We start from the raw sequence: 11,447 nt of genomic DNA on the forward strand, positions 1-11,447 counted from the left end.
TGAAATGCAAATGCAGTAGAATTTTCAAGGCAATTAAAGTCGAAACAGTTTAAAGCAATACGAGGCAACCGAATGATGGTGTATAACGCATACATCGAATGAGGTTAACGCTGTAGTGCTTTAAAATGTAATGACTTATGACTTAGACAGTTTTATTGCCCACTTGTTCAAGCTCACTGCGCATCTGATCAATCACTTGCTTATAGTCAGGTTTGCTAAAGATCGCAGAACCCGCCACAAACATATCCGCACCCGCTTCGGCGATTTCACGGATATTGGCAGGTGTAACACCGCCATCGACTTCAAGATAAATATCACGACCACTGGCATCAATGATTTGACGTGCTTGGCGCAGTTTATCCAACGTCGTTGGAATAAATTTCTGTCCACCAAAACCAGGGTTGACACTCATCAATAGGATTTGATCAACTTTATCTAAAACATAATCCAAATAATGCAAAGGCGTTGCAGGATTAAACACTAAGCCTGCTTTGGCACCGCCTGATTTGATCAATTGCAATGAACGGTCGATATGATCAGATGCTTCAGGATGAAAGGTGATAATATCCGCACCTGCTTCTAAGAAATCACCAATCATACGATCTACTGGCGACACCATCAGATGCACATCAATCGGCGCTTTGATGCCATAATTTTTTAAGGCCTTACACACACCTGCACCAAAGGTCAAATTCGGCACATAGTGATTGTCCATCACGTCAAAATGCACCACATCCGCGCCTGCCTCCAGTACACGTTCTACATCCTCGCCCAAGCGTGCAAAGTCGGCAGAAAGAATAGATGGCGCAATAAGATATGGCTTAGACATGAATCACCTGAATGTCAGTTGGCTAAATGTGGTCGCATTATAGCAGAGCTAAGCTGTGTATTTTCTAACAATTTAAAACCTTAAAACACTAAAGCTGTGCTTCCACCTGTGCAATGCGTTTTGCCGTGGCGGGATGACTTTGCATAAAGTCTGTAGCGTCTACATCCGCTTCTTCTTCATTTTCATCGCTTAAACGCTTGAGAAAATCTGCCAAATATTTCGGAGAAATGCCCTGACGCTTTAACTCGTCGATCGCATATTGATCAGCTTTGAGTTCAAACTTCTGTGAATACTGTGCAGATACCACTGCCAAAGGTAAACTTCCAAACAGATCAGATGCATCACCTGTGATCGACACATACAAAATCGAAATACCTAAACTTTGTAAGCCCTGCTCCAAGCTATGTCGCTGATCCAAATGCCCTTGTTCATGTGCAAGTACTGCAAGGAGTTCTTGATCATTTTCTGCCAATTCGACCAACTCATCAGTGAGCATAATTGTCCCATTAGGAATCGCTAAAGCATTCGCTCCAATATACTCACCACCTGCACGAAAGATAATTTTTGCAGGCACTTTGGCTTGGATTTGCTGTAGATACATTGTCCGAATTTGTTTTTGACGTGTTGCCGTAATCTTACTTTTTTCAGTCACATCTATCAGATAATCTTCCGCTTCACCACCAATACGATTTAACGCATCTTGAGGCATCTGCTGTGCAATCGCATGCGACGCCATCGGAATACCCCAACGGAAAGTTGCAAACACCACGGCAACCGTCACCACAAGGCTTAGTGCAATCCATCGCCAACTGGATTCGATCACATGGACTCGATGTGCATTCTCCTTTGCCTTGAGATCGAGCCAATCAGGCACATGATTATCGAGAAACTCTATCCGTGCATCGTGTGGCAACTCAATCGCAGGCAGAACTGCACCGATTGGTCCGATATAGATCATATCGTCATAGTGATAGAGCTTCTGCTGATGGGTATTTTGAGCATCCGTATATTCAACCACCGCTCCGTTAGCATGTGCACGTAAAGTCGCATCATAGCCACGATTGACGATGCCATCATAAAATTTAATTGCGATTGATTGCATAAATTGCGCTACACCTTAAAAGCATTTATATCGAAGCAACGATGGCGATTACAAAGAAATGTCGATATCAAAAATATCTGCCAACTCTTCACCGATCGCATTGTAATCTTCTTGCGCTTTATTCATCAGTTCCGACGGATCATCATAAAACACCACACTTAAAGACTCGATTTTATAGCGATAAATTCGCACTTGCGCCCATGCATACATCAAACCCACTGAAAATAGAATCGCAAAACTATTGGTCATCTGAATCCATGCAAACTTCCACGGACTGACATCCGTTTTCATCTGACTATCGCCGATCTGTACATGTGACCAAGTTGCTTTAAACAAATAACCTTGTATCAATGGTGCAAGGAAGAATACCGCCATGAGGTATAAACCGGCCGCCAAAATCATCATCAACTCAGGAGAAATCCCTGCAAAGTAACCCAATGCAACCAATACACCCGCACCAAGTATTGCACCCATAAACATCAACATCGGCAACATTACTGCGGCAAAGAAATCCCCTGCATCGGCAGTTAAGCGAAACTTGAGCTGTCCGATATAGAGGTGATCCATTTGATAGCGCTTAAACCACAATAAAGCGATTGGGAATAATAAACCGAGTGAAAATACAGTAATCAACCAACAGCCGATCGCAACCAAATAAGTGCGTTTCATGTTCGCAGAGAAATGAAAACGGCTATTTTCATACTTACTGTTACGTGCATGAAAGCGTGTACTAGAACGAATCAACCACGGAATAAGCAGCAAGAATGCAATGGTTAAAATCGCATTCAACTCAAGTGATACATAACCTGAAGCAACGAATATACCGTACGCACCTAATGCAATTAATCGTCCGACCAAGATACGTGACGGAATCCCTGTAAAGTCAAACTTACGATTTTTCAAATACGTATTGCCGTAGAAATAACGTAGACGACGTACTTTTGCCCACGGCGCATACAACGTCAGTGTAATAATGGTCAGAAATAAATTACTAATCCAAATCTTGAAGTACTCTGTACCATTACCCTTAAAACCGAAACGCCATGTTTGGTGAATCTCTTGCAACGTAGGCTCAGTACCTACCGCACTCCACGCGGGTGCATTAGTCGGACTAGCTACATTGGTAGTGGCTACATAGGTAGTGGCCACATTAGAGCTGACTTGATTAGAGCTAGCTACACTGCCACTGTCCACGTTGGAAGTATTTGTATGAGATGTATTCGAGTTCGTAGTACTGGAATTTGTAGTACTGGAATTTGTAGTACTGGAATTTATACCACTTAGATGAGTGGAATTTTGATCAAAAGCATTGGTGCTACCAACGGCTTCACTGTCCTCAGACTGTGGTTCTGCTGGTGATTGATTGTCATTATTCATAAATTTTAATATCTACTGAAAGCTTGCGATAAGTTGTTCACTGAAAATCTGCAACGATTTTTAAATACCCTTTCACCTCCAAATTAAACCTATTCGGAGAAGTCGGCTAAAGTAGGTACTATACTGTAATTTTTAATCAATTCGATAAAATTATTATGACAACTTACTCAACATTCAATTCAATATTCAAGTCAGCATAACCGATCAAACACCATGTAATTGCTCTGCATGATGTCGTAAATGATCAGCAATAAAGCTTTGAATAAAATAATAGCCATGATCAAAACCTTTGTGGAATCGAAGCGTTAGATTTTGTCCGACCTGATCACAAGCTTGTTGCAGTTTTTCAGGGTGAAGCTGTGAATAAAACTGATCATCTAAACCTTGATCGACTAAGATATTTGGAAATTGCTCACCACGCTCAATGATCAAGTGCGAACTATCATGTGCAAACCACGCTTGTTGATCCATGCCCAAATAATGACTAAATGCTTTTTCACCCCACGGACAAATACTCGGCGCACAGATCGGTGCAAAAGCTGATACAGATTGAAACTTCTCAGGAAACTTAAATGCTAAGCTCAGAGCGCCGTGACCACCCATGCTATGCCCCATCAGTGCAATTTTATATTTCACATCTTGGTTTGTCGCAATCGGAAAGTTATCTACAACAAGTTGATATAACTCATCAGCAATGTAAGTCTGCATCTGATAATGCTTCGCCCACAATGGCTGTGTTGCATTCACATAAAATCCCGCACCCTGCCCCAAATCCCAATGTGCATCGTCCATCACATCTTCACCACGAGGTGAAGTATCAGGTGTGATCAATATCAAGTCCAATTCATTTGCGAACTGTTGCGCATGTGCTTTGATGGCGAAAGTTTCTTCTGTACAAGTCAGTCCTACGAGAAAAATCACGACAGCGCAATCCTGACCTTTCAATGCCTTTTCAGGGAGATACACACCGAACTTCATCTCGCATTGTAGACTCTTTGCATGATGACGATAAAAGCGTTGCTCACCTGTAAAGCAGTGATGTTTTTGTAATAATTCGATAGCAGACACGGCGTTCTCCATAGCTAAAGCGACATTTCAATCATTCAAACTAATTTCTTAAACTAATTTTTTAAAATCGTGTGTTAAACGCGTTCAGTTTAAACCGAAAATTGACCATTTCACTGTTAAGAAATTTAACTTTTCAAAAGTTAGAATTTATCCCATTAGTGCGTTGATTTATTTTGACGCAAAGGCAGAAAAACACCTTCTTGCTTAGGCAAAGTCACTGCATTTTTCGGGAACAGACGTTGTTCTAACTGAGGCATCATCAGTTTGATATTATCACCAATCACCCACTGCGGTTCTGATGGTTCAAAGCCTTGTGCGGCCTCCCATTTGCCCACTGTCGCTTTAGCTTGATCAAATGCTGCTTTAAGATCGGTTTGCTCACGCATTGCTTCATCAAAGAAAGCTCGACCAAAATAGGTATAGTCCGCTTCATTACTGCAACCAAATGAGCTTTTATCGGCAGCCGACGCAGTGATAATCAATGTATCAGGTGATTGTAGTGCAGGAACAAAACTCCCCGAATAGCACGCTGAAATCACGATCACACGCCAGCGAATACCCGAGTTATCCAATGTTTCACGAAGCCATTTTGGATTGATCGAATCCATCGCAATCGGCGCATTGGCAAGTTCAAATTCATTGACCAAACCGTGTGAGGTCATGTAAAGGAATAGCACATCATTTTCACGGTTCATCACGCCACCGATGCGAGCAAGCGCACGAGCAATACTGGTCGGTGTCGCCATCGGCAATTGCTCTGCACTTTGATCGTTATTAACCAATGCGATCGAACGTCCAAATGTACCGAATCGGGTATCAAACTGCTCTTTGATACGCTCCACTTCAGAGCGAAAAACATCTTGATAGCTTGCACCTGCGATGCCGAGGAAGTACCACTGGGTATCGACAAAGTTACTTGGTTGTAGGTTTTGCAAAGCTTGGGTTAGCAGTTCTGATTGAGCATATAAGGCTTTTTCAGAGATGCTCGGTTGTACTTCGGCAATTTTCCAAATCGGCTGACTTTTCACAGAAGACTGCCATACCACCATTGTAAATAAGGTGGCAAACATGATCAGCAATAGTTCCCACCACGGCCATTTCAAAGTTCGCGCAAGTACCCACACCACAGCCAAACTTTGCCATACGAAAAGCGCTAAAAACAACTGCGGTAAAAAACTATAAGTGAAATATGGCAACAGATCCAATGTCCCTAAATATTGCAAAAAGCTCTGCAATAAAGCGACATGCACATCTAAAATCAACCATAGCAACGCAGGAACCAACATGATGCGTTGCAATTCGGTACGCTGTGATAAGAAGATACCGACGATCAACGCCAAGAACGGCCAAAGCAAATAGCTAATCAAGCCTTGCGGATTAAAATGTCCTTGCCCATCGGCGATGATCCAACTAAACAGCGAGTTTGCCGCACAGCCTGCCACCACCCAAAATAACAACTGCAATGGTGTCGGTGCGACCCAAGCCAAGCTACGACGAGAGCCAATAAATAGCCACATCCCTGCAATCAGATTATTCTTTAAATTCTGAAAGAAGAACGGCGTAGATTTAATCTCGTGCATAGTCTTATTTACAATTTCTGCCTGTTGAAATTCAGTATGATTTACACATCAGTGCTATTTTCATGATTGTCTAGTTTTAAGACTGTTCAATGTAAAGCTTTCTCAGCTAAGTTGATTGATGTTTTCAAATTCAACCAAGATCATATTAACTAGACCATCTTTCTCAGCTCACAGGTCATTGCTGTATTTCCGTACCATATTCTCGTAATATGTTGCCGTACTATATTCAACTGCAAAACATTTCCATATAAGACCTTTGCCCTATATATTTCAAAAATATTTCGTACAATACAATGACGAGCTACACACTACAAAATCCGACTGTATAGTGTAAGTGGTTATTTTAATTTGACAATGCGAAAAGGCGCTCACATAACAAATTGATAATGAATTTTTCTGATCAACTACAGCTTTGCATATCTTAAATTACAATTCATGATCTTTGAAGATGTTTTTAGTGATTGATTTCAAATTATTATTCTGAAATACCGATTTATTGACCAAATTGGAATGCATCTTCATTTAGCATATTCACCATGATTACGGCATGTTCTTTTTGATGATTTGGTGCAGGATAATAATTTTTACGCAGATCAATCTGGTGAAAACCCACTTTTTCATACAGCGCAATCGCAGAAAGATTACTTTCCCGAACCTCTAAAAAAATTTGTACACATGCCGAACCTAATCGAGTGATCGCTTCATTGAGCATTGTTGTACCTAAGCCCTGCCCTTGGTACTTCGGGTCAATCGCCATCAAAAGTAAATTCGCCTCATCTAAGACTTTTTGCATGATACAAAAACCAAGAATTTTTCCATCTTGCTCGACCACTGTCGATTGGTAACGCTCAACACTATCGGCGAACTGAGTTGCAGTCCACGGATGAAATTGAACTTGCTGTTCGATCGCACACACTGCATTGATATCAGTGTGTTGCATGTTTCGGAGATGAATTGCTTGATGTTTTGAAGTTTGCATTTTGGAATGGCTTAAATGAGTTTAAAACAGGAAGATACATTAGCGAATAAACGCACTTGGTTGCAAGATGATGATCAACGCACCGCAAACCACGACTAAACCGCCAAAGATGTCCCACGATGTGAGTGGAATTTGATCGACATACCGTAGCCATATCAACGCCATCGCCACATAGATCCCACCATAAGCTGCGTAGACTCGACCACTTGCTGTTGGATGCAAGCTCAAAAGCCAAACGAAGATCGCCAAGCTAAAAATGGTTGGCAACCACAGCCACCACGATTTTTGCTCACGCAAAATCAAATAAGGTAGATAACAACCAACGATTTCAGCAATCGCCGTGCAGACAAATAAGACAAATGTGCTGAGCAACTTTACATAGTCCACGATGATATCTTTCTCATTCAAAACCATTATGAAAAAAAGCACAAACTCGAAAGCCTGTGCTCTGCTATTTACACTACAAAGCGGTTAACCTTGTAATGTTAAATATTTACCTTTCAGTCTTTAAGCTGGCTCTGGACTATGATCTTCGATCACTTCCAATTTTAATCCATCTTTATCTCTGTCTTTGCCATGTACGCTCACACTCACCGTACCACCATCGACCAACGCACCAAACAGAATCATTTCTGCTAGAGGTTTTTTCAACTGATCTTGGATGAGGCGTTGCATTGGACGAGCACCCATCATGCGATCATAACCTTGTTCAGCCAGCCAATCTCGTGCATCTTGATCGACTTCGAGCACCACTTTCTTGTCATCGAGTTGCGCTTGGAGTTCAGTCAAGAACTTATCAACGACTGAGTCGATCACTGTGGTTGGCAAGGCTTTAAACTGAATCACACCATCCAAACGGTTACGGAACTCAGGGGTAAATGCACGTTTCATCGCTTCTTGGTTGTCCGCACTGTTGTCTTGTTCAGTGAAACCAATGCTGGTACGAGTAATACTTTCTGCACCAATATTGGTGGTCATGACCAAGATCACATTTCTAAAGTCAGATTTACGACCATTATTATCGGTTAATGTGCCGTGATCCATGACTTGTAGGAGCAAATTAAAGACCTCAGGATGTGCTTTTTCGATCTCATCAAGGAGCAATACGCAGTGTGGCGTTTTATTGATCGCATCAGTGAGTAAACCACCTTGATCAAAGCCCACATAACCTGGAGGCGCACCGATCAAGCGAGATACCGCATGACGTTCCATATATTCAGACATATCGAAACGAACGAGCTCGACACCCAAGATTTTTGCAAGCTGACGTGTGACTTCGGTTTTACCGACACCTGTTGGACCTGCAAAGATAAAGCTACCAATTGGCTTGTCAGGTGACTTGAGTCCTGCACGTGACAGTTTAATCGCTGCCGACAGTGCACTGATCGCTTCATCTTGACCAAACACCACACGCTTCAAATCACGTTCTAAATACTCAAGCACGGACTTGTCATCTTTAGATACGGTTTTCGGTGGAATTCGTGCAATCTTAGCCACGATATCTTCAATCTCAGCTAGACCAATCTGCTTTTCTTTGCCATCCGCTTGTAGGCGTTGCTGTGCACCCGCTTCATCAATTACATCAATGGCTTTATCAGGTAAGAAACGCTCATGAATGTACTTCGCAGAGAGCTCGACCGCAGATTTGATTGCATCATCATCATATTTGACGTTGTGAAATTCTTCGAATTTTGGTTTTAATCCTCTTAGAATCTCGATCGCTTCACCAATCGTTGGCTCAACAATATCCACTTTTTGGAAGCGCCGTGAAAGCGCATGATCTTTTTCAAAGACTTGACGATACTCTTGGAAAGTCGTCGATCCAATGCAGCGTAATGAACCATTCGCCAATGCAGGCTTGATCAAGTTCGAGGCATCCATCGTGCTACCCATACTTGAGCCTGCACCGATGATCATATGAATTTCATCAATAAATAAAATCGCATGAGGTTTCTTTTTCAACGCATTCAACAATTGTTTTAAACGCTTTTCAAAGTCACCACGATATTTCGTCCCTGCAACTAATGCACCTATGTCTAAGCTATAAACTTCTGCATCTTCAAGTGGTTTCGGTGCTTGACCTTTGACAATCAACCACGCCAAACCTTCTGCAATCGAGGTTTTACCTACACCTGGATCACCAACTAATAAGGGATTATTTTTCCGACGACGGCAAAGAATCTGCGCCGTGCGTTCAATTTCTTTTTGACGACCGATCAACGGATCAGTTTTTCCTGCTTGCGCTTCTTGATTGAGATTAACAGTATATAGCTCTAATGGACCTGCACTACTCGCACTACCACCATTTTCAGGATCAATTTCTTCTTGTTCTTCTTCAGATGCACTGACTTCTTTATGCGCACCATGAGAAAGATATTGAGTCAGATTTAAGCGATTGATTTGTTGACGTTTGAGTAAGTACACCGCGAACGCATCACGTTCTGAATACATTGCCACCAATACATCTGCACCCTCGACCGCGCGATCACCACCGCTTGATTGCACATGAAAAATCGAGCGTTGCAAAATACGATCAAAGCTCTCTGTTGGATGCGGTGCTTGATCGGTATCTTCAGGAAGTTTTGGCGTATGTAAGTCAATATATTCTTCAAGTTCTTTACGCAGTGACACAATGTCACCACCGCATGCTTTTAACGCATTTACAGCCGAATCATTGTCCAATAATGCAAGTAAAAGATGCTCAACTGTTAGAAACTCGTGTCTTTTTTGACGAGCCATGCTAACAGCCAAACGGAGAGAAACTTCTAAATGACGACTGAGCATGATTATGACCTCTATTCTTGTTGTTCAATCTGACAAAGCAATGGATGTCCTTGTGATCGAGCATAGTTATTCACTTGATTGGCTTTGGTCTCAGCAATATCTCGAGGATATATGCCTGCAATACCTTTACCCTCATGATGTACCTGTAGCATTACTTGGGTAGCTCGGTCAAGATCTAATGCAAAATATTGTTGTAAAATTTCGATGACAAAGTCCATTGGCGTATAGTCATCGTTCAATAAAACCACAGCGTACTGCGGTGGACGCTTTAAAACTGGTGGCGCAACCATGACATCGGCTTCATGATGCCCATCATCAGGATGCACTTCATCATGCAACATTGGCAATGACATCTTGGTCAAAACCCTGCTTTGATCTTGGAGATGAGGACTATTTTTTTCGATACTTATTGTCGCTTTTTGTTTACAGTGGTCATGAGGCATATGCCAGTCCACCGCACCCATTTGTTGGAAACGGTGTTGCATGACTTGTTTGGTCAATGTCATTGATTTTCGACCTTTTGAGGGTGAAAAATTGGTCATAACACTTATTCTTTAAATCCAATAATTTGCTTTATTTACGCCAAGTTGTGTAAATTTTCGCACATTCTACTTTTAAAACCGCATTGTAAAACATTTTCTTTCAAACTATTTTAACTTTTGAAATGAAAACTCGCTTTTATAAATTTAATCCGCTTCAGCCGCTACTTGTGGGATTTCACCTAAAAATGCCGAAGAAGTTACGTCTTTTGCTCCACGACGCCATGCAAAGCGTTGAATCACTGCGTCACCTGAGCCTTTTAGATGCACTTCAATAAACTGCGGTGAAAAGCCACTTGGCATCGTCCATCGCCCTGTTAAGCGTTCAAAATTGTCAAAATTAAAATTTGAACTTTCTAAAGGCACAGTGAGAATCTCACTGCCCTCAATTAACCGAATTTCTACACGCCCTACCGCACGACGTTTATTTGGGCTGACTTGAACGAGGTCAAGCACATACTCATAAGCATTACTCGGCAATGGTTTGATTTTGATATTTTGAATGGTTAAGCTCAGACCACCACGTTCACGCAACTTCTCTCGGTAAGTGGTGCTCAAGGACTGTGCATAATCCTTATCTTGATTGGCTAGACCGAGTGCTTCATTCAACTCTTTGGCATTTTGGATCGCCACATCACGTTCTTGCGTCGAGGTATTTAAGCTCACGCTCACAGCCTCTAAAGCTGTTTTTTGTTTCGCAACAATTTCCGAGAGCTCTTGTGCATCTTGATCAAAACCGACGACGGTCAACCCCTGCTTATGCCCCACACCATAGCCCAGTGCAAAACCACCACCTGCGAGCAAAATCGCCACAATGAGTATTGCCGACTGTGATTTCCAAAATGGCAACTTTGATGCTGTGCTATTTTGCGTATTGTTGTTTTCTTCATGGTTTGAAGGCGTTTGTTCTGAATAATCCATAACAATGAGATGCTCAAATGTCGAAAAGTTTTTGGCTATTGTCAGCAAATTAATGCAATTTGAATTTTAAGAACTTTTAACATGTCGTCAAAAATCATTAAAACTCAAACTGCTTGCTATTATGCCGATTTGTACAAACATTTAAAGTAGTTTTACGGTAAAAGTCCGATCGACTGCAATCCTAAACCTTCCTCTAAACCGAACATAATGTTCATATTTTGAATGGCTTGACCTGATGCACCTTTGACCAAGTTATCTTGTGCAACCA

Annotated in this window: 10 protein-coding genes and 1 pseudogene; all 11 read right to left on the minus strand. The window is 41.8% G+C overall.

What is annotated here, in order from left to right; all coding sequences use genetic code 11:
- Positions 1 to 142: 142 nt before the first annotated feature.
- The gene (rpe, locus tag ACE3PQ_RS08030) at positions 143 to 829 is read right to left on the minus strand and encodes a ribulose-phosphate 3-epimerase (RefSeq protein WP_374296753.1); all 687 of its coding nucleotides are present in this window, start codon (positions 827 to 829) and stop codon (positions 143 to 145) included.
- An 88-nt stretch (positions 830 to 917) separates the two neighbouring features.
- Complete coding sequence (locus ACE3PQ_RS08035; RefSeq protein WP_374296755.1) at positions 918 to 1,931, minus strand: M48 family metallopeptidase; 1,014 nt, start codon at positions 1,929 to 1,931, stop codon at positions 918 to 920.
- A 48-nt stretch (positions 1,932 to 1,979) separates the two neighbouring features.
- The gene (locus ACE3PQ_RS08040; protein WP_374296757.1) at positions 1,980 to 3,080 is read right to left on the minus strand and encodes a YjgN family protein; all 1,101 of its coding nucleotides are present in this window, start codon (positions 3,078 to 3,080) and stop codon (positions 1,980 to 1,982) included.
- A gap of 432 nt (positions 3,081 to 3,512) precedes the next feature.
- Complete coding sequence (gene fghA, locus ACE3PQ_RS08045) at positions 3,513 to 4,367, minus strand: S-formylglutathione hydrolase (protein WP_374296776.1); 855 nt, start codon at positions 4,365 to 4,367, stop codon at positions 3,513 to 3,515.
- A gap of 164 nt (positions 4,368 to 4,531) precedes the next feature.
- Positions 4,532 to 5,956, minus strand: a complete 1,425-nt coding sequence (locus tag ACE3PQ_RS08050; protein ID WP_374296759.1) for a C13 family peptidase — start codon at positions 5,954 to 5,956, stop codon at positions 4,532 to 4,534.
- Between the two features lie 493 nt (positions 5,957 to 6,449).
- Complete coding sequence (gene rimI / locus ACE3PQ_RS08055; RefSeq protein WP_374296761.1) at positions 6,450 to 6,896, minus strand: ribosomal protein S18-alanine N-acetyltransferase; 447 nt, start codon at positions 6,894 to 6,896, stop codon at positions 6,450 to 6,452.
- 78 nt (positions 6,897 to 6,974) lie between these two features.
- Positions 6,975 to 7,322: a YnfA family protein gene (locus ACE3PQ_RS08060; RefSeq protein WP_374296763.1), complete on the minus strand. Its 348-nt coding sequence runs from the start codon at positions 7,320 to 7,322 to the stop codon at positions 6,975 to 6,977.
- A 120-nt stretch (positions 7,323 to 7,442) separates the two neighbouring features.
- Complete coding sequence (gene clpA / locus ACE3PQ_RS08065) at positions 7,443 to 9,719, minus strand: ATP-dependent Clp protease ATP-binding subunit ClpA (RefSeq protein ID WP_374296765.1); 2,277 nt, start codon at positions 9,717 to 9,719, stop codon at positions 7,443 to 7,445.
- Between the two features lie 11 nt (positions 9,720 to 9,730).
- Entirely contained in the window at positions 9,731 to 10,225 is a 495-nt protein-coding gene (clpS, locus tag ACE3PQ_RS08070; RefSeq protein WP_374296768.1) for an ATP-dependent Clp protease adapter ClpS, read from the minus strand.
- A 180-nt stretch (positions 10,226 to 10,405) separates the two neighbouring features.
- Positions 10,406 to 11,179, minus strand: coding sequence for a DUF6776 family protein (locus tag ACE3PQ_RS08075; protein ID WP_374296770.1), 774 nt, complete (start codon positions 11,177 to 11,179; stop codon positions 10,406 to 10,408).
- A 152-nt stretch (positions 11,180 to 11,331) separates the two neighbouring features.
- Positions 11,332 to 11,447, minus strand: a pseudogene (locus ACE3PQ_RS08080) (N-acetyl-gamma-glutamyl-phosphate reductase); the annotation flags it as partial.

Source organism: Acinetobacter sp., assembly GCF_041911495.1.
GTDB lineage: Bacteria > Pseudomonadota > Gammaproteobacteria > Pseudomonadales > Moraxellaceae > Acinetobacter.

Bases quoted from the DNA above. Each gene is read 5' to 3' on its own strand.
- rpe (WP_374296753.1), bottom strand. From the start codon at position 829: ATGTCTAAGCCATATCTTATTGCGCCATCTATTCTTTCTGCCGACTTT.
- ACE3PQ_RS08035 (WP_374296755.1), bottom strand. From the start codon at position 1,931: ATGCAATCAATCGCAATTAAATTTTATGATGGCATCGTCAATCGTGGC.
- ACE3PQ_RS08050 (WP_374296759.1), bottom strand. From the start codon at position 5,956: ATGCACGAGATTAAATCTACGCCGTTCTTCTTTCAGAATTTAAAGAAT.
- rimI (WP_374296761.1), bottom strand. From the start codon at position 6,896: ATGCAACACACTGATATCAATGCAGTGTGTGCGATCGAACAGCAAGTT.
- clpA (WP_374296765.1), bottom strand. From the start codon at position 9,719: ATGCTCAGTCGTCATTTAGAAGTTTCTCTCCGTTTGGCTGTTAGCATG.
- clpS (WP_374296768.1), bottom strand. From the start codon at position 10,225: ATGACATTGACCAAACAAGTCATGCAACACCGTTTCCAACAAATGGGT.
- ACE3PQ_RS08075 (WP_374296770.1), bottom strand. From the start codon at position 11,179: ATGGATTATTCAGAACAAACGCCTTCAAACCATGAAGAAAACAACAAT.